Raw genomic sequence first — 21,034 nt, 5'->3', positions numbered from 1 at the left:
CTGAAAGTGCCCGCATGATTGCCGCGCCTGTTTCTGCCGACCCCCATGGCTCGACCATCACGGTGCTGTATAGCGAACACCATGGCTGGCTCAGGACATGGCTGCAGCGCAAGCTCGGCTGTTCCTTCGATGCGGCCGACCTGGCGCACGATACATTTGTGCGCATCGTCACGGGCTACCGCACCGGCAAGCAGGGCGCGGCAGTGCCCATGCGCGAACCGCGTGCTTACTTGCGCACGGTCGCCAATGGACTGATGATCGATCTGTTTCGTCGCCGCTCGCTGGAGCAAGCCTGGCTGGCTGCGCTGGCCGGCCAGCCCGATGCCGTCGCCATTTCCCCCGAAGAGCGCCTGCTGGTGCTGGAAGCCTTGCAACGGCTCGATGCCATGCTCGATGCCATGCCGGCCAAGGTGCGCAGCGTGTTCTTGCTGTCGCAGCTGGAAGGCTTGACCTATCCGCAGATCGTCGAGCGGTTGGGTATTCCCTTGCGCACGGTGAAGCGGTATATGCAGCAAGGCTTCGCACAGTGCCTGAGCCTGATGCTGTGAGTACGGTGCCCGTCGATCGTCGCATCGTGCACGATGCCGCCGCCTGGCTGGTCAAGCTGCATGGCGACGAGATGACGGCGCGCGAGCATGTCCGGCTGGCGCAATGGTGTGGGCAGAGTCCGGAGCACGAGCGCGCGTGGCAAGCGGCCAATGAACTGGCGCGCACCTTCGGCGCCGTGCCGACCGATATCGGGCAAGCCACTCTGGGGCGGCAGCGCGACCGGCGCGCGGCCTTGAAGGTATTGGCCGCCGTGGCACTGGTTTCGCCGCTGGCATGGCACTACAGCCAGCGTGCCGCTTATCGCACCGCAACGGGCGAGCAAGCCAGTTTTATCCTGGACGATGGCAGCGTGCTGACGCTCAATACCGCGTCGGCGGCCGATGTCGTGTTTGACGGGCAGCAGCGGCTGGTGATCTTGCGTGAAGGCGAGATGCTGATCGAGACGGCGAGCGATGCCCGCGCGCGGCCGTTCCGGGTGCGCACGGCGCAAGGCAGCCTGCGTGCGCTGGGAACGCGCTTTGCCGTGCGCCAGTACGCGGGACGCACGGAACTCGCCGTGCTGGCCCATGCGGTGGAAGTACGTGCCAGTGCCGTGGCGCGGCCCGTGGTCGTGCCGGCCGGCTTTCATGCCAGTTTCAGCGCACGGGCCATCGGGGCGGCACAACGCTCGGGGGCGGCGCAAACGGCCTGGCAGCGTGGCCTGCTGCTGGCAGACAAAATGCGCCTCGATGATTTTTTGCTGGAACTGGCCCGCTATCGCCGAGGCATCCTGCGCTGCGATCCAGCCGTGGCCGGCTTGCGCATTTCGGGCATCTTTCGAACCGATAATATCGACCAGGCACTCGATGTACTGCAGCAAACCTTGCCCGTCGCTATCCTGTCGCGCACGCCGTACTGGCTCACCGTGGTGGCGGCGCCGGCCAGCTGATGCCATTGTTGTAGCAGGAAGTCAAAAAAACTGGCCCCTTTTTAGATCCCGTCCGGCAAGTCAGAGAGAGCAGCTTTTCGACTGACTTTATCCAAGGGATTGTTATGCAGCAAACAGTAATCGAGTTTCACCCTCCACGCACCCCCAGCCAGCCTGCGCACCGCTTCCGGCTCCATCTGCTGGCCGCCGCCCTGCGCGGTGCGCTGTTGTCGGCAGGTCTTGCCGGCGTGGGCATGGCTGGCGCACAGGCGGCCGACGCCAAGCACAGCTACGCCATAGCCGCCGGGCCCCTGAACCAGGCGCTGTACCAGTTCGCCAGCGAAGCCGGCATCACCCTGTCGTTCGCGCCGGCCCTGGCGGAAGGCCTCCTATCGCCTGGCTTGCAGGGCAGGTATGCGCTCCAGGATGGCCTGGCCGCCTTGCTGGCCGGGTCGGACCTGCACGCAATTCCCGGCGCCACCGGTGGCTATCTGCTGAGGAAAGCGGGTGCCGAGGCTGGCGCGGCACCGCAGGTCTTGCCTGCCGTCAAGGTCATGGAGCGGCGCGCACACGATGGCACCACGGAAGGTAGCGGCTCCTATACCAGCCGCGTGACGAGCATCGCCTCGAAGAGCGACCAGTCGTTCCGCGAAATTCCCCAGTCCGTTTCGGTGGTAACGCGCCAGCAATTGGATGACCAGCGCCTGGTGGACATCAGCGATACCCTGAAGCTCACGCCGGGCATCGTTGCCAACCGCGCCAGCTTCAATGCCTACAATTTCTATTCGCGCGGCTTCCAGATCACCAGCATGCAGATCGATGGCGGTTCGCCGCTGGCGCTGGGCGCGTTTTCCTACGATGCGCAGCAAGACATGGCCTTCTATGACCGCATGGAAGTGATGCGCGGCGCATCGGGATTGTTGGGCGGCATAGGCGATCCGGGCGGCATCATCAATCTGGCGCGCAAGAAGCCCCTGGCCGAGCGCCAGATCATTACCGAAGCATCGCTGGGCCGCTGGAATAACCGCCGCGCCACCGTGGACGTGACGGGCCCGCTGGCCGACGAGGGGCGACTGCGGGGCCGCGCCGTGGCCGTGTATGAGCAGCGCGACTATCACCTCGATGACCGCAGCGTGGAAAAGCCGCAGCTCTACGGCGTACTGGAAGCGGATCTGGGGCGCAGCAGCCTGCTGACCGTGGGCGCCAGCTATGGACGGCAACATGACAATGGCTACGGCAGCGGCTTGCCGCGCTATAGCGACGGCCGCAATATCGGCTTGCCGCGCAGTGCCAGCTTGACCCAGCCGTGGGCTTTCAATGACCGCACGGCCAGCGAGGTGTTCGGACAGTTCGAACACCAGTTCGCCAACCGCTGGAAACTCAAGGTCAATTTGACCCACAGTAATATGGACATTATCTCGGATACGGCGTTTGCCAACGGCGCCGTCGATCCGAAGACTGGTCAGGGCCCCTTGTGGGGAGGCGGGCGCTACGAGGTGAAGAACCGGCAGGACGTGGCCGATATCAGCCTCAGTGGCACATTTGCCTTGCTGGGCCGCACCCATGAATTCCTGGCTGGCGTCGACTGGCAGCGGGTGAAGGCGCGCTGGGGCACAGGCAAGCCCGTGGATAACTGGGCCGTGCCAGCCGATGTGTTCCACCGCAATGCCTGGAATCCTGACCTGGACGTACCGCTCAGCTATGTGTTCGAGCCATGGACGCAGGAACAGAAGGCCGTGTACGGCATGCTGCGCTTGCATCCCACTGACCGCTTGCACCTGATCGCCGGCGCGCGGGCCAGCCGCTACAGCTTTGGCCAGGTGACGTATCTGGCCGATGAACAAGGGGTATTGCAACTCGATACGGACACGCCCTTCAGCGAACCGACCAAGCTCACGCCGTATGGCGGCGTGATTGTCGATGTGAGCGACAAGTGGTCGGCCTACCTCAGCTATTCCTCCATCTTCAAACCGCAAGCCTTGCTGAAAGCGGCGCCTCTGCCTGGCGCTTCCCTGCCGCCGATCCGCGGCAAGAGCATCGAGGCTGGCCTCAAGGGCGAATTGATGGATGGCCTGCTGAACGCGACCCTCAGTGTCTTCGACGTGCAGCGCACGGGCACCGGGGTGCAGGACATGCGTTACCCGTACACCGAGTATCCGTTCGCGGGCAACTGCTGCTACCTGGCGCAAGGCAAAGTCACCAGCCGGGGCGTCGACATGGAGCTGGGCGGCGAGCTCGGCACGGGCTGGCAAGGCACGGCCGGCTACACCTACAACCAGACGAAGGACGAGAGCACGCACACCGATTACAGCAGCATCACGCCCAGGCATATGTTGAAGGTCACTACCGCCTACGCCTTGCCGGGCGCGCTGTCGCAATGGAAGGTGGGCGGCAATGCCATCATCCAGAGCAGTACCTACGTGGCGGGCAAGGTAGACGGCAAGGCCTACGATTTCACGCAGGGCGGCTATGCCGTCGTTGGCCTCATGGCGCAATACCGGATCGATCCGCGCTGGACCTTGAGCCTGAATGTCAACAATCTGTTCGATCGCGTGTATTACGAGCGCGTCGGCTCAGTGACGAATGCCAACTGCTATGGCACGCCGCGCAATTGGCAACTGACCCTGCGCGGCCAGTTTTAAACCCAAGCTGAAGCAAAAAAGCCCGTCTTCCTGCGAAGACGGGCTTTTTTGCTTCAGCTTGATACGGCGCAAGCAGCCTATGCCTTGGCCTTGCTTTGCTTGATCCAGTAGCCGACGCCCAGCGCGGCGAGCCACACGGGTATCAGGTAGACGGAGATGCGCAGGCCCGGCGTCAGATACATGATCACCAGGATGCCGGCCAGGAAGACCAGGCACAGGTAGTTGGTGAACGGGTAGCCCAGGCTCTGGAACAAGGTCGTCTTGCCTTCGATTTTTTTCTGCGCGCGGAAGCGCAAATGGATCCAGCTGATCATGGCCCAGTTGATGATCAGCGCCGACACCACGAGTCCCATCAGCACTTCAAACGCTTCGCCCGGCATGAAATAATTGACCACCACGCAGGCGCCCGTTGCCAGGGCCGATACGCCCAGCGCGACGAGCGGCACGCCGCGGCGGTTCAGATGCAGCAGCGCGCGCGGCGCATTGCCTTGCTTGGCCAGGCCGAACAGCATGCGCGTGTTGCAATACACGCCGCTGTTATACACGGACAGGGCGGCCGTCAGCACCACCACGTTCAGGGCCGTGGCCACCAGGTTGCTGTCGAGCGCATGGAAGATCAGCACGAACGGGCTGCCGCCGGTGACGACGTTTTGCCATGGGTACAGCGACAGCAAAATGCCCAGCGCGCCGATGTAGAAAATCAGGATGCGGTAGATGGCCTGGTTGGTGGCGCGTGGAATCGTCGTGCTCGGATCGTCCGCCTCGGCCGCCGTGATGCCCACCAGTTCCAGGCCGCCGAACGAGAACATGATGACGGCCATGGCCATCACCAGGCCTTGCCAGCCATTCGGGAAGAAGCCGCCGTGCTGCCACAGGTTGGCCACCGACGCCTGCGGGCCCGCGTCGCCGGAGGCCAGCAGGTACGCGCCGAAGACGATCATGCCGATGATGGCGACCACCTTGACGAGGGCGAACCAGAATTCCATCTCGCCAAACGCCTTGACGTTCAACAGACTGATGGCGTTGATGACGCAAAAGAAGATGAGCGCCGAGACCCAGGTGGGCACGCCTGGCCACCAGTACTGCACGTAGATGCCGACGGCCGTCAGTTCGGCCATGCTGACGAGCACATACAGCACCCAGTAATTCCAGCCCGACAAAAAGCCGGGCAGGTGGCCGCAGTATTTGTCGGCAAAATAGCTGAAGGAGCCGGCGACGGGTTCATCGACCACCATCTCGCCCAGCTGGCGCATGATCAGGAAGGCGATGACGCCGGCGATGCCATAGCCCAGCAGGACAGAGGGGCCGGCCATCTTGATGGTTTGCGCGATACCCAGAAACAAGCCGGTGCCGATGGCGCCGCCCAGGGCGATGAGCTGGATGTGGCGGCTTTTCAGGCCGCGCTTGAGCTCTTGTGGTTCGGTAATCCCGACTGCCGTCATATGTTTTATCCTGTTTTTACGGGGCTGAGGTCGCTGATTCTAAAGCATGAACGGGCAAATCAGGAGCGAAATGCATGTTGCACTGCGGAGGCGCAAGAAAAGCCCCGCATCTTCGCTGAACGGCGCGCAAAACGGCGCTCCAAGCATCCGCGTTCATGCGCTGGCCGCGACGATGGCCGGTTCGTACGTGGCCAGGAACTCGGGCGGCAGGCGGCGCGCGCGGCCGCTGCTCAATTCGATGCAGATCAATTCCCAGCGTCCGCGCACGACGGTGGCGCCGTCGCTGTCGCGGATCAGCTGGAAGCGCCGTTCCATGCTGGAGCGGCCATCGCTGGCGCACAGCCAGGTAGCCAGTGTCAGCGCTTCGCCGGCCCGCGTCGGCAGCAGGTAATCGTATTCGCCGCGGCGTATCGCCATGGCCCGGTCCAGGCGCAGGTAATCGTCCAGGTCCAGCCCCAGGGTGGCCGAATGGTGCCAGGCGATATGCTCGCACCAGCGCACGTAGACGGCGTTATTCGTGTGCTGCAAACCGTCGATGTCACCCGGTTCGGGCGTGACGGGCAGGGTATGGGCGTGCGGATAATCCCAGTTCAAGTGCATTCCTTTCGATACGGTGGCGGCTGATTGTACGGTCTGGCGGCGCTTCCTGTCTCTGGCGCACGCATGGAAAAACACTGTTTTTCACATTGATGTATGATGCATCATAATTTTTCAAGGATCAAAAAAACGCATGAACCATCCATTGGACAGTCTGGTGCACGTCAACCTGGGCAAGTCCGTGTACGCCATGCTGCGCGAAGCGCTGGCGGCCGGGCGCTTCCAGCCGAATGACCGGCTGCGCATCCGCGAGCTGGCGCTGCAGCTGGGCACCAGCGTCACGCCTGTGCGCGACGCCATGCTGCAGCTGGTGCAGGAAGAGGCGCTGGTGCTGCGCTCGCCGCGCGACTTCCGCGTGCCCGTGCTGAGCGTGGCGCGCTACCTGGAAATCCGCGCGCTGCGCCTGGAACTGGAAGGCCTGGGCGCTGCCGAGGCGGCGCAGCGTATCGACGGCGCCACCCTGGCCGACCTGGAACGCCTGCTGCAGGCGAATGAAGAGGCCATCGCGCGGCACGACCTGGCGGCGGCCCTGCAATGCAACCAGGCGTTTCACCTGGGCCTGGCGCAGGCGGCCGGCATGCCGACCTTAAAGCGCTTCGTCGACCACCTGTGGATGCAGACGGCGCCCCTGATCGCCGCCGGCTACGCCAGTTTTTCGCCCGACATGCGGGTGGGCCACCACCACGCCATCATCAGCGCGCTGCGCCAGCGCGACAGCGCGGCCGCGCGGCGCGCCATCGAACAGGACATTCTCGACGGCGGGACGCAGATGCTGGCCTATGTCATGCGCCAGGAGCGCATCCACGCCGGCGCAACCGGACAAGAACAGGACGAGGAAGAACATGACGAACATCAAGCACACGATTGAACAGAAAATGGAACAGAAAACCGCCATCGTCACGGGCGCCAGCCGCGGCATCGGCCACGCCGTCGCGGAGCGCTTCCGCAGCCTGGGGTGGAGGGTCATCACCGTCTCGCGCAGCCCGATTCCCGGCGGCTGCCCGCGCAGCCAGGAGCACAACACGCATGTGTGCATGGATTTGTCGGACCTGAGCCAGATCGGGCAGATGGTCGAGACGCTGCGCCCCATGCTGGGCGACTCGAAACTGCACGCCCTGGTCAACAATGCGGGCGTGTCGCCGAAGGGGCCGGGCGGCTCGCGCGTCAATTCGCTGACCACCGACATGCAGACGTGGCAGGAAATGTACAACACGAATTTCTTTGCGCCGCTGGCCCTGACGCGCGGCTTCGCGCAGGAATTGTCGAATGCGCATGGCGCCGTCGTGAACCTGTGCTCGATCGCCGGCTACCGTGTACACCCGTTTGCCGGCTCGGCCTATGCCAGTTCGAAGGCGGCGCTGGCGTCGCTGACGCGCGAAATGGCCAACGACATGGCGCCGCTGAACGTGCGCGTCAATGCCATCGCGCCCGGCGAGATCGATACGGCCATCCTGTCGCCCGGCACCTCGCACATCGTCGACACGCAGATTCCCCTGCGCCGCCTGGGCACGACGGCCGAAGTGGCCGACCTGGTGGAGTTCCTGTGCAGCGAGCGCGCCTCATATATCACGGGCGCGGAAATCCCCATCGATGGCGGCCAGCGTATTTAATTGAAAAGGAAGATCGCATGACACAGCATATCGGCATCGTCGGCTGCTCGGCCGAAGGCGCAGCCCTGTGCTACCGCACGATTTGCGAAGAGGGCGCGCATGCGCTGGGGGCATATGAACACCCGGAAGTATCGATGCACACGCCGTCGCTGGCGCGTTACGTGGATTGCCTGCACAGGGGCGACCTGGCAGGCGTGGCCGAACTGATGCTGGCGTCGGCGCGCAAGCTGGCCGCCGCCGGCGCCGATTTCCTGATCTGCCCCGACAACACCATCCACCAGGCATTCGAGCTGATGGCGCCCAGTTCGCCGCTGCCATGGTTGCATATCGCGGAGGTCGTGGCCAGCGAAGCGGCGGCGCGCGGTGTCCGGCGGGTGGGCCTGACGGGAACGCGCTGGCTGGTCGACAGCGCCGTGTATCCGGACAGGCTGGCCGCGCGCGGCATCGCCTGCGTGCGGCCCGGCGAGGACGAGCGCAGCGAGATCAACCGCATCATCATGGAAGAACTGGTGCCGGGCGTGGTCAAGGGGGACAGCGTGGCGCGCTTCCAGGCCGTCATTGCCGGCTTGCGGGAGCAGGGCTGCGACGCTGTCATCCTCGGCTGCACGGAAATCCCGCTGATCATCAGCGACGCCAATTCGCCGCTGCCGACGCTCGATTCCACGCGCTTGCTGGCGCGCGCCGCCTTGCGCCGGGCGCTGGAAACCTAGCGTTCCAGCTGCGCCTGCAGCGCGGCCACCACCAGTGCGTGGTCGTCGGCTTGCGCCAGGCCGGAAACGGTCACCGTGCCCACCAGTCCCACGCCGCGTATCAGCAGGGGGAAGGCGCCGCCGTGGCCCGCGTACTCGATGTCATCGAGGTATTTCACGTCTTCGAAGGTGCTGCCGCGGCTTTTATACGAGATGCCCATGTAGTAGGAGCTGCGGCAAAAGCGCTGCACCGTATTGTTCTTGCGGCGTATCCAGTCCGCCTGGTCCGCCGTGGCACCCGTCATGGCGTGGTGGAACAGGATTTGACCGTTGCGCGTGATGTTGACGGTGACGGCCTTGCCCCGCTTGCGTACTTCCTCGACGATCCACAGGCCCACGGCCAGCGCGGCATCGTTGTCGAAGCGTTCGAATTGCAGGGATTCTTCCTGTTGCGCCAGGGTTTGCAGCAAATCGGCGTAATGATCCATCGTGGAGGCGGGTAGTAGTGGCTGGAAGCGCTACTGTAGCGCACCATGGGGCAGCCGCGCGCGCTTTTTCCGTGGCGCGGCTAAAATAGGCCGCATGAACCTGTCCCTGTTTGCCGATGAAGACCAGGCCCCGGCCGGGCCGGCGCCGCTGGTGCCTGGCTCTTCCGCCTCGGTGCTGCTGCGCGGTTTTGCGCTGCCGTATCTGGACGAGGTGCTGCCGGCGCTGGACGCCATCGTGCTGGCGGCGCCCCCGCGTCACATGGCCACGCCGGGCGGCTTGCGCATGTCCGTTGCCATGAGCAATTGCGGGCCTCTCGGCTGGGTCACGGATGGACGCGGTTACCGTTATGCGCGGCTCGATCCGGCCAGCGGCCTGCCTTGGCCGCCGATGCCGCCCGTGTTCCTGCGCCTGGCGCGGCAGGCGGCGCTGGCGGCCGGCTATCCAGGCTTTGCTCCCGACGCCTGCCTGGTCAACCGTTATGCGCCCGGCGCGCGCATGGCCCTGCACCAGGACCGCGATGAATGCGATTTCACCGCGCCCATCGTCTCCGTCTCACTGGGCTTGCCCGCCACCTTCCTGTTCGGCGGAGCGGCGCGGGCCGACAAGGCTGCGCGCATCGGCTTGCTGCATGGCGACGTGGTGGTGTGGGGCGGCACCGACCGCCTGCGCTTCCACGGCGTGGCGCCCCTGAAGGAGGGCGAACACGCGGTACTGGGTCCGCAGCGCATCAATTTGACGTTTCGCAAGGCTAGCTGATCTGCCCATTTGCCGCATTAATGCAAGTTTCTTGCAAATGTGATTGTTTTTCTCCATGATATGCAACTTGTTTGCATATGGAGCCACCAACATGAAGCGCGATCCGATTTCCTCGCCCCTGCCCGACGTGGCGGCCGGCCCCCATCTGGGCAGTCCCTTGCCGCTGGAGTGGGTCGGCATGCAGGGCATCGCCTTGCCGCTGTGGCTGGAGGAGGGCGGGCAGGCGCAGCAAGTGCATGCCTGGGCCGACGTGCACGTGGATTTACCCGACCCGCGCGTGAAGGGCATCCACATGTCGCGCCTGTACCTGCTGCTCGATGCGTTTGCCGCAGCGCAGCCGCTCGATGCCGGGGGCCTGGCCGCCGTGCTGCGGCGCATGGTGGACAGTCACGCCGATTGCGGCAGCACGCAGGCGCGCATGGCACTGGCCTTTCCCTTGCTGCGGCGCCAGCCGGCGCTGCTGACGGCGGGACTGTCGGGATGGAAATCGTATCCCGTGCGCCTGCAGGCCAGCTGCTCGCCACAGGGCTTTGCGCTATCCCTGGCGGTGGAGATCGGCTACTCGTCGACCTGTCCGTGTTCGGCGGCGCTGTCGCGGCAATTGCTGGCCGACGCCTTTGCGGCGCAGTTCGGCGCAGGCGGCATCGACGGCGCGGCCGCCCGCGCCTGGCTGCAGGAACATGCCAGCCTGGCCACGCCGCACAGCCAGCGCAGCACGGCAACGGTCACCGTGCCATTGACGCAGCAGGCGGAGCTGGACCTGTTCCCCCTGATCGACCTGGTGGAAGCGGCGCTGGCGACGCCGCTGCAGACAGCCGTGAAACGGGCGGACGAACAGGCGTTCGCGCGCCTGAATGGTGCTAATCTGATGTATGTGGAAGACGCGGCCCGCCGCGTGCAGGCGGCGTTGGCGCTCAGGTACGCGCAGGCCAGCGTTAGCGTGCGGCATATGGAAAGCCTGCATCCGCACGATGCCGTGGCGCAGGCGGGCAATGCTGCCTGAGGCGGCACGCTGGCGTGCGGCAACATTTGTCTGAAACACCTACACTTTTCAGTCACCCACCGAGAAGGAGTGCAGCATGCCTGAGAAAATCGAGCGGGACGCCATCGATGGCACCGTGGAAGAGGAACTGCAGCGCGAACGGCGAGAACATGCGCTGATCGACGAGGAAAAGCTCGGCATGGATGAGCTGGAAGAGGAGCGGCTGAGACGCGAGCGCGAGCCCTTGAACAAGCTCAAGGGGTAGCCAGGCTGGCCTGTTGAAGTGGCGCAAGGGCTGCCTTCTTTCGAAGATGATGGCATATTAATAATTTCCCACATACTTAAAAAAATGATATCGTCATTGCAAGTGGATGATATCTGGTTATTTAATGGTGTTTAATATGGGGAAGTATATGCTGGGAATCTTGAATGGTACGCAAGGCAGGGCTGGGTTGCCCGATCAAAAAAAGAATGCAAAAAGGAAATTATTATTGCTTTCTTCTTTATGTCTGGCCAGTTTGAATGTTGGCGCAATGCCATTTTCAATTTCTTCTCAACATCCGCGCATATTAACGACGCAACTGGCAATAGATAATTTGAAGAGCCGATTGCCTTTGGGCCCAGCGGTTTTTCCTGGCGCGGCAGGCACCATCGCATTTGATTTTACTGCATCGAAAAAAGATCCGGCGGATGCGGCCGAGCAGTTCATTTTTGGCGAAATGAATGTCAATAATGGTAAAAATGGCATATTCATGCGGCATATTGATGGCGATACGCAGGGGATTTCCCGAATTCAGATTGGTATGCTGCAAAAAGCAATCGGTACCAAGCCTGCGCGTTACATTGCCTACAAGACGATCGACATGCCAATCGGCGTGGTGACGCGGATCGAGTTCAGTTGGAATAGCAGTCTGAAAACCACCAGCCTGAAAATCGGTGGCGCCAACGTCGCGATGGGATTGGAATGGTTGAGTGAGACATCCACGGGCAAGGTTGATTTTTCACCTGACCAGACCGCTTTTCAATTTCCTGGCAGGGTCAATGAGCCTATCAGTAATTTCGTGTTGAAGGATGGTCAGGGAAATATCCTTGTCAATTATCCGGGTAACCTCGATATGGCACTGGCCACCGCCTGGTTTGATTTCACACGGCTGGTCAAATCGGATGTGGTATCGTTGAATATGTGCCCAACCGCTGCCTCACCCTGGACGCAGCCGAAAGTGTGTAATACGGCCAATGGACATCGCAATGGGATTGTCGAGTCTGCGCAGCAATTGGCGCTGGCCTATAAAATAACGCAAGACCCGGTCTATTATTCGGCGATATTAAATTATATCGACAAGTTACGTATCGTTCCCTTGAATGCTGGCGGCGACATGTCCATGGGCGGGCGTGTGATTGCTCTGGGCATCCTGTATGACTGGCTATACACGGAACTGGGCACCAGCGCCGTGCCTGACGATAATACGCAGGCAAGTTATCGGACGGCCATGGCTGCCACTATCCGCAATACCATTACGGCGCAGGCGGCACCAGGCGGCACCAATCTGTTAAGTGAAATCTGTGGCCAGCAAGGCATGGCGGCCTCCTCGTTCGACTGCGCTGTCAAGCCCGTCTTCAGTAACTGGAACCGCCATGCTTCGCCGCCCCAGCCATCCATCGCAACCGCTTATATGGCGGGCATGAATTTCAGCAGCGTATATGGTGCTGCTGTCGGCTTGCTGGCCATCGCCGGACCGGAGAATGGCGATGTATTGCCGATGATAGAAACAGCGTATAGCCATTTTGACGAGGGTTTTCTCGCGGTACGGCGTGATATTTCCAATGATGGTGGATACCACTCAGGATTTTCCTATAGCCTGGCTGACTTGCCATCCCGCCTGCTGCTGTGGAATACCGCTGTGCAAAATGCTGGCGACATGGGGCAAGCCTCGCAGTGGCTGCCGAAAACCATCTATCCATATATCTATGGACAGCGTGACGATAAAAGTTATCCAGCCAGTGGCGATAACTTCGTGACATTGTCAAGTTTTCCACTGGTGGGCAGCATTGCGTTATGGGCCGCTGCCCATGCGGGGGATGGCAATGCCTGGGATTATTACCAGAAACAGGTACATGGCCAGCGCTATGCGCCAAATCGCTACCCGTATATTCTGGAACAATTGTTTTGGCCTGTCGATCAGGCAAGCTTGAATCAGCCTTCCGATCTGGATTTGTCGCGCCACTTCCGCCGTTCGGGTCAAGTACTGATGCGCGACCGTTGGACTTACCCGGACGCGACCTTGCTGGAGTTCAAGTCCACATCATTTATCACTGATAATCACCATCATCTGGATCAGAACAGCATTTCTCTCAATTACAAGGGACCGTTGCTGGTCGATTCAGGCAGGTATGACAGCTATGGCAGCGCCCATTGGGCCAATTACTATACGCGCAGCATTGCCCATAATACAGTCGTTGCGTTTGATGCCAATGAGCGCTTCCTGCGGGCTGGCAGCGGGACGAGCAAGGTGGACTTCAGTAATGACGGCGGGCAATGGGTGGGCAGCGCGCGTGCGGCATACCCAACCCTGGAAGAAATCCAGCCTGGCGCGATGAACGCCCTGGATGGCATTGTCAATTATGAATATGCTCATGGCTACACTTATGCTCGCGGCAACGCGAGCAAGGCCTATGCTTCATCCAAACTGGATCAGGCGAATGGTTTCCTGCGCAGCGTCGTCTACCTGCCGGCGCCGGCGACCGGTTCCCTGCCCATCGTCCTGACTTTCGACAGTGTGCGTACAAATGCCGCACCCGCCACCTTCTTGCTGCATACGGTCAACGAACCCGCTGCCGCAGTGGCGGCCACCGCACTTGGTAATGGGCAGTACCGTTTTACTTATGCGGCCACCGATGCACGCAGTATTACCATTCGCAATGGCGGCGGCATGCTGATCGCGCAAACCTTGCTGCCCGAGAAAGCCGTGATTACCAAGGTAGGGGGGCTGAACGCGGGTGGACAATGCGACCAGATCAGTGCCGATTCCGCCTTCGGCCCGGGGACCTTGCTGCCCGGCGGGCCCACCGGCGATTGCCGATTCACAGTGCGTGTTCTGCAAGCTGACAATAGCTATAAATGGCGCAATTACCCACCCAAGGCCACTGATGCCACCGACACCAGCGTCACGGGCGATATCGGCGCCTGGCGTCTGGAAGTACAGGCGGACGGGAGTGTGCCCGCTGGCGGCACCCAGTACTTCCTGCATGTCCTGCACGTGGCGGACAACGACCTGGGCAGTGGCAGCGCAGGCACTGGTTCGGCACGCCGCCTGGTGGCGGACAGCCATACGGAGGCCGTACTGATCGGCACGCAGACGGTGGTGGCGTTCAACCGCGATGCGACGCCGTCGGCACGCATGAGCTGGAATGGACCGGCCTCGGCAAGCACCATCCTGGCGACCGGGCTGTTGCCCAACGCGGACTTCCTGTTGACCCGGCTTGCGACGCCGGATGGCGAACAGCTGGTTTTGGCGCAGGCGGCAGCGGGCAGTGCAACTTACCGCAGTTCCGCCGAGGGTGTGGTCAATATCGGCATGTAGAATAGCGGTGGGCGGCGTGTGCCGCCTACCGGCTCCCGGCCATTCATCTGGCCGGGCACTGACGACCACCTTTTACTTAAATAAACGCATGAATCTTTCTTTGCAAAGCGCGTTCCTGGCCGCCTTGTCGGCCCTTTCCATCACGGCTGCCCAGGCCGCCACCATCTGCACCGCCATGGCCGACGCCAGGACGGGGGCAGTCTTGCTGCAAGAGGGCAATTGCCTCGACCGCGTCACTCCCGCATCCACGTTCAAGATCGCGCTCAGCCTGATGGGCTATGACGCCGGCTTCCTCAAGGACGAGCACAAGCCCAGCTTGCCATACCGCCAGGGCTATGTGGACTGGGGCGGCGAAGCCTGGCGCCAGGATACGGACCCGTCGCGCTGGATGCAGTATTCCGTCGTCTGGTATTCGCAGCAGATCACGCAGGCGCTGGGCGCCGAACGCTTCCAGAAATACGCCAAGGCTTTGCGCTATGGCAATGCAGACGTCTCGGGCGACCCGGGCAAGGACAACAGCCTGGAACGTTCGTGGATCAGCTCTTCGCTGAAAATCTCTCCGCTGGAACAGCTGGGTTTCTTGCGCAAGCTGGTCAATTACCAGCTGCCCGTGACGAAGCAGGCGATGGAAGCAACCCAGCGCCTGACACGCCTGGCAGACGTGGACGGCTGGCAAGTGCATGGCAAGACGGGCGCCGCTTTCCCGCGCAAGGCAGATGGCAGCTTCGACGAAGCACATGGCTACGGCTGGTTCGTGGGCTGGGCCAGCAAGGGCGAGCGCAGCATCGTCTTTGCGCGCCTGGTGCAGGACGAGCAGAAAGGCCAGCAGTCTGCGGGCTTGCGCACGCGCGAAGCCATGCTGAAAGAATTGCCGGCCCTGCTGGAGCAGGCGCAGAAGTGACGGCCAGCATCGTCGCCGCCACCTTCATCGCGACCGAGGGCGAGTACCTGGAAGCCATCATCGAGGTGGGCGGCCAGCGCCTGCATGTGATGGACGAGTTCGGTGGCGGGCAGATGGCCGCCGGCGCGCACGTCCAGCTCGAACTGTGGCCCATGACCGGCGAGATGGATGACTGGGACACCATCTTCCGCGCCAACCCGGGTGAAGAAAAACGCCTGCAGCGCCTCGATGGCTGGCGCTACCTGGCGTTGGGCGTCGTGACCCAGGTTGATCCCGTCATCTGCGACTGCGGCCTGTTGCAGCTGGAAAACCCGTTTACGACGCATGACGCGCGCTGCATTGGCGCCTATGTCGGCGTCACCCTGGCCCGCCTGGATGCTTGCCTGCCGTAAATTCCGGCCCGCTTTGTTGCCCGCCCTATATACTTGCTGAAACGGATTTTCCGGCATCAGACAAGGTACAGGCATGGCATCAGGCATGGAGCAGTTTCAGGAAAAAGCACGGCAGGCATTCATACGGGCGCGCGCGCAGGCATGGCGCGTGGCGCGTGGGGGGTGGGCGAGGGCGGTGGCGCTGTACCGGCGCGGCCGCGCGCATTTGATGACCTTGCCGCCCGTGCGGCGCGCGCTGGTGCTGGCCTTATGGTCTTTCCTGGCCGTGCTGGCGCTGCTGACTGCATACATGCTGCTGCTGATTCCCCTGACACCGAGCATCCACGACTTGCGCCAGGCGCGCGCGGCCGCGCCGAGCACGATGGTCAGCGCGGATGGGCAGGAACTGGCCCGCTTCGACCAGGGCTTGCAGGAACGCGTCACCTTGAAACAGATTTCGCCAAACGTGATCAGCGCGCTGATCTCGACGGAAGACCACCGCTTCTACGACCACCACGGCATCGACTTCACGCGCACGGCGGGCGCCATCTTGCACACTGCGGGAGGCAATCCCCAGGGCGGTTCCACCATCACGCAGCAGCTGGCGCGCAATATGTTCCCCGAGGAAATCGGCCGCTCTCGCAACCTGAACCGCAAGCTGAAGGAACTGATCACGGCCCTCAAGATCGAGGCCACCTACAGCAAGACGGAAATCCTGGAAGCGTACCTGAACACCGTACCCTTCCTGTACAACACCTACGGCATCGAGATGGCGGCCCGCACCTACTTCGACAAGCCCGCCTCGCGCCTCGATATCCTGGAAAGCGCCACCCTGGTCGGCATGCTCAAGGGGACGAATTATTACAATCCGGTCGGCAATCCCGAACGCTCGCTGCAACGCCGCAACGTGGTGCTGGGGCAGATGCGCAAGCATGACGTCATCGACGAGGCGCGCTACAAACAGTTGATCAAACGCCCGCTGCGCCTGCATTTCGAGCGCCAGAGCGAACGGGCGCAATCGGACAGCCATTTCACGGCCTATGTGCGCAAGTGGCTGATCCAGTGGGCCGACGAGAACGACTACAACCTGGAACTCGACGCCCTCGTGGTGCACACCACGCTCGACTACGACTTGCAGCAGGCGGCCGAGCGCGCCGTCGAACGCCAGGCGAATGCCTTGCAGGCGATTGCCGATGTGGAATGGAGCCGCCTGGGCGTGCCGTCGTCCACCTCGACGGGCATGTACGCGGGCATGCAGGGCGGCAGCGTGCCGTTCGATTATTTCTGGAAATCGCATCCGGCCCTGCTGGACGCCTTCGTGCGCGAGTCGGGCGACTACCGCAAGCTGACGGCCGCCGGCGCCACGCCGGACGACACGCTGGCGCAACTGAAAGGCGACCGCGCCTTCATGGCGGCCCTGCGCAAGTCGAAGACGCGCCTGGAAGCGGGCTTTACGGCCATGGATCCGGCCACGGGCGCCGTGCGTGCCTGGGTGGGCAGCCGCGACTTTGCGCGCGAACAGTTCGACCATGTGTCGCAGGCGGCGCGCCAGCCCGGCTCCACCTTCAAGCCCATCGTGTATGGCGCGGCGCTGGAAAAGGGCTTGAGTCCCGAGCACGTCTACCGCGACGCCGTGATGGATATCAAGGCGGCCGACGGCACGATATGGCGCCCGACGGACATGAGCGGCACCACGGGGCGCGACATGACCATGCGCGACGGCCTCGTCTACTCGAAAAACACCATCACGGCGCAGGTGATGCAGGACGTCGGCTTGCCGCCAATCATCAAATTGGCGCGCGCGCTCGGTATCCGCGACAGCAAGCTGGAAAAAGTGCCGTCGCTGGCGCTGGGTACCAGTCCAGTCACCTTGCTGGAAATGGTCAACGCCTACGCCAGCATCGCGGCCCAGGGCGAAGCCCGCCTGCCGTTTGTCGTCACGCACATCACCGACCGCGAAGGCAAGGTCATCGCCCGCTTCGGCGAAGACAAGCCCAAGCGCGCCATGCAGGCAGCATCGGCGTCTACCTTGACGGACATGATGCGCGGCGTCATCGACCGTGGCACGGGCACGGCCATCCGCAGCCGCTTCGGTATCCGCTCCGACGTGGCCGGCAAGAGCGGCACCACGCAAAACAATGCGGATGGCTGGTTTATCCTGATGCACCCGGAACTGGTGGGCGGCGCCTGGGTCGGTTTCAATGACGCGCGGGTCACCATGCGCAGCAATTATTGGGGCCAGGGCGGCCACAACGCCGTGCTGGTGGTGGGCGACTTCTTCAAGACGGCGCTCGACACGGGCAAGCTGTCGCGCGACGCCATCTTCCCCGGCGGCAAGCCGCCACCGCCGCTGCGCCATGTGGAGCCGGTCGAGGAGCCCGAGGATGAACCGGTGGAAGAGCCCGGCGATCTGCTGCAAGAGGGCGCGCCGCCGGCACCACTGGCCATGCCGGCCGAAGTCGACGGCGGACAGGAATCGCATGGCAAGGCGGTGCCGGAGCCGGCGCCAGCCCCGGCACCGCAGCCCGCTCCAGTGCCGGCGCCGCAAGGATAGTCGCCGACTCCATGGCGAATGCAACCATTAAAAGATAACCATGACCTCACCGAAGCCCACACTGCGCCTGATACTCGGTGACCAGCTCAATGCGCAGCATCGCTGGTTCACCGAAGTCGATGGCGCCACCATCTATGTCTTGATGGAAGTGCGGCAAGAAACTGATTATGTACTGCATCATGCGCAGAAAATCCTGGCGATCTTCGCCGCCATGCGCGACATGGCGCGCCAGCTGCGCCAGCTTGGCCACACCGTGCATTACATCGCCATCGACGACATGGAAAGCACGCGGTCGATACCGGAGAATATCGAGGCGCTGATTCGTCACTACGACGCTTGCGCCTTCGAATACCAAGCACCCGACGAGTGGCGCCTCGACCAGCAGCTGTACCAGTCAGGACGCCGCTCGCGCATTCCATGGCTGATGGTCGACAGCGACCATTTCTACACGGCCCGCCATGAGGCTGCCGATATTTTCGCCGGACGCAAGCAATGGCTGATGGAGTTTTTCTACCGCCAGATGCGCAGTACGCATCAGGTGCTGATGGAAGACGCGAAAAAGCCTGTCGGCGGCCAGTGGAACTTCGACCACGATAACCGTAAACCCTGGCGCGGCACGCCCGCCGAGCCGCAGGATGCGCGCACCGTACATGACCATTCACGGCTATGGCAAAGCATCGTCGCCGCAGGCGTGAAGAGCTTCGGTGCGCCGCATGCCGACCGGCTGGCATGGGCGCTGAACCGGGATGAGGCGCTGCAGCAGCTCGATGCCTTCATCGAGCGGGCATTGCCGCACTTTGGCGACTTCCAGGATGCGATGAGCGTCAAGGCATGGCGCTTGTTTCATTCCCTGCTGTCGTTCGCGCTGAACGTGAAAATGCTCAATCCGCGCGAAGTCGTCGCCAGGGCGCAAGCGGCTTATCAGGCGGGCCATGCGCCGTTGGCCGCAGTCGAGGGTTTCATCCGCCAGATACTGGGTTGGCGCGAATATGTGCGCGGCGTCTACTGGGCCCATATGCCCGGGTATGCCGAGAAGAATTTCTTCGGCCATGCGCGCCCGCTGCCGTCCTGGTTCTGGGATGGCAAGACAAAGATGCATTGCCTGTCGCAGGCGATTACCCAGTCGCTGGAACAGGCCCATGCGCATCATATCCAGCGCCTGATGGTGATCGGCAATTTCGCGCTGTTGGCCGGCCTCGATCCGGCCAGGGTGCATGGCTGGTACCTGGGCATTTATATCGATGCCTTCGAGTGGGTGGAGCTGCCCAACACCGTCGGCATGAGCCAATTCGCCGATGGCGGGCTGCTGGCCACCAAGCCGTATGTCTCCAGCGCCGCGTATATCGACCGCATGGGTGATTATTGCAAAGGCTGCCATTACGATAAAAAGGCGCGCATCGGCGAGCGCGCCTGCCCATTCAATGCCCTGTACTGGGATTTTTTCCATCGCAACGCGGACACATTGGAACGCAATCCCCGCATCGGCATGGCGTATCGCCAGCTGGAGAAGATGGACGCGGCGACGGTCGCCGCTTTCCGGCAGCAGGCAGCCACGATGCTGGCCAGGCTCGATTCCCTATAGCGCCGGGCAAGTTGGTCCGGGGCACCCTTAGACGGTATTGCGCCTCAAGCCCGCTTCCCGCACGAACACTTGCAGCGCAGGCATGGTCTGCTGGTGCAGCGCTTCCAGTTCCGCTTGCAGCGCGGGCCGGATGACGAGGCTGCCGTCGGCCTGGCGGTGCACGGGCAGGCCCAGCGCCTGCGCCATTTCCACCGGGTAATTCGTGAAGTCTCCGTACGGGCGCTTGCCGTCGACGGACGGGGTGGGCCAGTACCCTTCGGCCAGGTAGTCTTCCGCTCCCATGCCCAGCATTTCCAGCGGCAGCCACGACTGCTGGCGCAGCAGTTGCAGGTGGCGGGTGGTAAACGTGAACGGCGCCTTGCCGTTGGCATAGCTGCCCGGCTTCAGCCTGGCCATCTGCACGAAGTGGGGCAGCAGCAGTGCCGCTTCCATCAGGCGCTGCGCGGCCAGCGCCGCATCCTTGCTGGCGATCGCTTGCATGGCCAGTTCCAGGGCGTCTCCTTTTCCCAGCGGGTAGGCCGGGTTGAGCATGGGCGCACCGCTTTCCACGGGCGACCAGCCGATGTTGAAACGCCGTATCAACGCCAAGTGGTGCACATTGAGCACCTTGGGCAGCGGAGCGTCGAGGGTGGCCAGGATGCGCTGGCGCACGGCGCGGGGCAGGCCGCCGCCGTCGGCTGCGCGCGCGAGCATGGGCGAACATAGCAGGGCGCCGGCGAGGCGCAGCAGCTGGCGCCGCAGGGGCTGGATCAGGCGCGACATCACGGCGTCGTCAAGTCCTGGCGCTGGAATTCGATGCGGTTTTCCTGATAGTCCCACTTGGTGTAGGGTCCGAACACGCGCCGGTTTTCCTTGCTGTCGGCATTCGACAGCTCGCGTTTCATGCGTCGCACCAAAGCGGGGTCCGTGAGGGGCGCCGTGGTGGCGGCGAAGACGTCATGCCGCACGCTTTGCTTGGCATCGGCGCCGCGCGAAATGATGGTGAGCTTGCGCGAGGCGGGGTCGAAGTACAGGCGCATGGCGAAGGTATTCATATCTTGCAGGTACAGGCCGTCGTCGCGCTGCTGGGCATAAAAATAGTCGCCGCAGACGGCCTTCGGCTCGCGTTTCCATTCGCAGGACAGGGCGATCAGCAGATGCCGGTCATCGAGTTGTTTGACCGAAATGCGTCCTTTGGAATAGCCCCAGGTACTGGCCGGCACGGTCGCCGACGAGGCAAGATTGTATTCGCCCACCAGCTTGGCCAGGGGGAGGGGAGCTTGCGCCGATACGCTGATGCAGAGAGTCAAGGCGGCTGCCGCTGCGGCGCCGCGTATCTTGGTAAATGGTGTCATGATGGCCATAAAGAAAAGTTGCCATATTATAGATGGCAACTTTTCAAT

Annotated in this window: 19 protein-coding genes; 14 read left to right on the top strand and 5 right to left on the bottom strand. The window is 62.7% G+C overall.

Annotated elements, in window-relative coordinates:
- Window positions 1-14: 14 nt before the first annotated feature.
- The 3 genes from BLT98_RS02945 to BLT98_RS02935 all read left to right on the top strand — a co-directional run bounded on the left by BLT98_RS02945 (window position 15) and on the right by BLT98_RS02935 (window position 4,098).
- Window positions 15-548 (top strand): sigma-70 family RNA polymerase sigma factor, encoded by a 534-nt coding sequence (locus BLT98_RS02945; protein WP_070280647.1) that lies wholly within the window; start codon window positions 15-17, stop codon window positions 546-548.
- 5 nt (window positions 549-553) lie between these two features.
- Window positions 554-1,477, top strand: a complete 924-nt coding sequence (locus tag BLT98_RS02940; protein WP_211614806.1) for a FecR domain-containing protein — start codon at window positions 554-556, stop codon at window positions 1,475-1,477.
- Between the two features lie 104 nt (window positions 1,478-1,581).
- The gene (locus BLT98_RS02935; protein WP_244517363.1) at window positions 1,582-4,098 is read left to right on the top strand and encodes a TonB-dependent siderophore receptor; all 2,517 of its coding nucleotides are present in this window, start codon (window positions 1,582-1,584) and stop codon (window positions 4,096-4,098) included.
- 77 nt (window positions 4,099-4,175) lie between these two features.
- Here BLT98_RS02935 and BLT98_RS02930 read toward each other — a convergent pair whose 3' ends face one another.
- Together BLT98_RS02930 and BLT98_RS02925 are read right to left on the bottom strand one after the other, a co-directional pair.
- Window positions 4,176-5,540 carry an amino acid permease gene (locus BLT98_RS02930; protein ID WP_070256931.1) on the bottom strand — a complete coding sequence of 455 codons (1,365 nt, stop codon included), beginning with the start codon at window positions 5,538-5,540 and terminating at the stop codon, window positions 4,176-4,178.
- A 153-nt stretch (window positions 5,541-5,693) separates the two neighbouring features.
- The gene (locus BLT98_RS02925) at window positions 5,694-6,134 is read right to left on the bottom strand and encodes an acyl-CoA thioesterase (RefSeq protein WP_211614804.1); all 441 of its coding nucleotides are present in this window, start codon (window positions 6,132-6,134) and stop codon (window positions 5,694-5,696) included.
- Between the two features lie 136 nt (window positions 6,135-6,270).
- On the opposite strand from BLT98_RS02925, the gene BLT98_RS02920 reads away from it, so the two are divergent.
- The 3 genes from BLT98_RS02920 to BLT98_RS02910 are packed head-to-tail and all read left to right on the top strand — an operon-like array spanning window position 6,271 to window position 8,457.
- A complete protein-coding gene (locus BLT98_RS02920; RefSeq protein WP_092605117.1) occupies window positions 6,271-7,005 on the top strand; it encodes a GntR family transcriptional regulator in 735 nt (244 codons plus the stop codon).
- On the top strand, window positions 6,980-7,747 hold the full coding sequence (locus tag BLT98_RS02915) for an SDR family NAD(P)-dependent oxidoreductase (RefSeq protein ID WP_244517362.1): 768 nt from the start codon (window positions 6,980-6,982) through the stop codon (window positions 7,745-7,747). Before BLT98_RS02920 ends, BLT98_RS02915 begins: the two co-directional genes overlap by 26 nt.
- Window positions 7,748-7,764: 17 nt before the next feature.
- Entirely contained in the window at window positions 7,765-8,457 is a 693-nt protein-coding gene (locus tag BLT98_RS02910) for an aspartate/glutamate racemase family protein (RefSeq protein ID WP_092605116.1), read from the top strand.
- On the opposite strand, the gene BLT98_RS02905 is transcribed toward BLT98_RS02910, so the two are convergent.
- A complete protein-coding gene (locus BLT98_RS02905; protein WP_034786432.1) occupies window positions 8,454-8,924 on the bottom strand; it encodes a heme-degrading domain-containing protein in 471 nt (156 codons plus the stop codon). The genes BLT98_RS02910 and BLT98_RS02905 overlap by 4 nt on opposite strands.
- Window positions 8,925-9,018: 94 nt before the next feature.
- Here BLT98_RS02905 and alkB point away from each other — a divergent pair, with 94 nt between their 5' ends.
- The 8 genes from alkB (at window position 9,019) to BLT98_RS02870 (ending at window position 19,652) form a co-directional block, all read left to right on the top strand.
- Window positions 9,019-9,681, top strand: a complete 663-nt coding sequence (alkB, locus tag BLT98_RS02900) for a DNA oxidative demethylase AlkB (RefSeq protein ID WP_092605115.1) — start codon at window positions 9,019-9,021, stop codon at window positions 9,679-9,681.
- A gap of 91 nt (window positions 9,682-9,772) precedes the next feature.
- Window positions 9,773-10,684, top strand: coding sequence for a GTP cyclohydrolase FolE2 (gene folE2, locus BLT98_RS02895; RefSeq protein WP_211614802.1), 912 nt, complete (start codon window positions 9,773-9,775; stop codon window positions 10,682-10,684).
- A 76-nt stretch (window positions 10,685-10,760) separates the two neighbouring features.
- Window positions 10,761-10,928: a hypothetical protein gene (locus BLT98_RS29060; RefSeq protein ID WP_167468666.1), complete on the top strand. Its 168-nt coding sequence runs from the start codon at window positions 10,761-10,763 to the stop codon at window positions 10,926-10,928.
- A 148-nt stretch (window positions 10,929-11,076) separates the two neighbouring features.
- Entirely contained in the window at window positions 11,077-14,244 is a 3,168-nt protein-coding gene (locus BLT98_RS02890) for a heparinase II/III domain-containing protein (protein WP_170846268.1), read from the top strand.
- A gap of 88 nt (window positions 14,245-14,332) precedes the next feature.
- Window positions 14,333-15,145, top strand: coding sequence for a class D beta-lactamase (blaOXA, locus tag BLT98_RS02885; protein WP_092605113.1), 813 nt, complete (start codon window positions 14,333-14,335; stop codon window positions 15,143-15,145).
- Window positions 15,142-15,537: a hypothetical protein gene (locus tag BLT98_RS02880; RefSeq protein ID WP_092605112.1), complete on the top strand. Its 396-nt coding sequence runs from the start codon at window positions 15,142-15,144 to the stop codon at window positions 15,535-15,537. The genes blaOXA and BLT98_RS02880 overlap by 4 nt, the downstream gene beginning before the upstream one ends.
- 73 nt (window positions 15,538-15,610) lie before the next feature.
- A complete protein-coding gene (locus BLT98_RS02875; RefSeq protein WP_092605111.1) occupies window positions 15,611-18,070 on the top strand; it encodes a penicillin-binding protein 1A in 2,460 nt (819 codons plus the stop codon).
- A gap of 40 nt (window positions 18,071-18,110) precedes the next feature.
- On the top strand, window positions 18,111-19,652 hold the full coding sequence (locus BLT98_RS02870) for a cryptochrome/photolyase family protein (RefSeq protein ID WP_092605110.1): 1,542 nt from the start codon (window positions 18,111-18,113) through the stop codon (window positions 19,650-19,652).
- A 27-nt stretch (window positions 19,653-19,679) separates the two neighbouring features.
- Here BLT98_RS02870 and BLT98_RS02865 read toward each other — a convergent pair whose 3' ends face one another.
- On the bottom strand, window positions 19,680-20,414 hold the full coding sequence (locus tag BLT98_RS02865; protein WP_092605109.1) for a hypothetical protein: 735 nt from the start codon (window positions 20,412-20,414) through the stop codon (window positions 19,680-19,682).
- Window positions 20,414-20,986, bottom strand: coding sequence for a hypothetical protein (locus tag BLT98_RS02860; RefSeq protein ID WP_092606816.1), 573 nt, complete (start codon window positions 20,984-20,986; stop codon window positions 20,414-20,416). The genes BLT98_RS02865 and BLT98_RS02860 overlap by 1 nt, the downstream gene beginning before the upstream one ends.
- Window positions 20,987-21,034 lie beyond the last annotated feature (48 nt).

The organism is Janthinobacterium sp. YR213, assembly GCF_900099875.1.
Taxonomy (GTDB): domain Bacteria; phylum Pseudomonadota; class Gammaproteobacteria; order Burkholderiales; family Burkholderiaceae_D; genus Janthinobacterium; species Janthinobacterium lividum.
This window is presented reverse-complemented; position numbering and strand designations above follow the sequence as displayed.